At 59.7% G+C, this 496-nt stretch carries 1 pseudogene; it reads right to left on the bottom strand.

The features are described 5' to 3' along the window. Positions 1–496, bottom strand: a pseudogene (locus I6F35_RS39655) (transposase); the annotation flags it as partial.

Here is a 496-nt window from a genome sequence, read left to right as displayed (position 1 = left end):
TTGGCCGTGGAAGTCCGCGCCGTCGTCGTCATCGCTGCCGTCCTTGGGGCGGAAGCTCTTCTGGGAGGCCCAAGCCTCAATCAACGTCCCATCCACCGAAAAGTGCTCGTCTGACAACAGCGGCTTGCCTGAGGATGGCTCAAGAGCCTGGTCATGAACTTCGTAAACACCTCGCCGTTCTGCAGCCGCTCACGGTTCTTCGTGAAGCTGGTCGGATCCCAGACCGGATCGTCCGGCGGCAATCCCACGAACCAGCGGTACAGGAGATTGTAGTCCAATTGCTCCATGAGCTGTCGTTCCGACCGAATGCCGTAGAACACCTGCAGCAGCAACGCGCTCAGCAATTGTTCCGGCGGGATCGAGGGGCGTCCTTCGCTCGAATAGAGCTTCCCAAAGCTGCGGTTCAACTCGCTCAGCACATCACGGACCAGCGCCCGAATCTTCCTCAGCGGATGGTTCAACGGCACCCGCGCTTCGGGCGAGATGTACGAAAACA

The organism is Bradyrhizobium sp. BRP22 (genome assembly GCF_020194175.1).
In the GTDB taxonomy this organism is placed as follows: Bacteria; Pseudomonadota; Alphaproteobacteria; order Rhizobiales; family Xanthobacteraceae; genus Bradyrhizobium.
The sequence above is the reverse complement of the archived record's forward strand: the minus strand, read 5'-3'. Positions and strand labels throughout refer to the sequence as shown.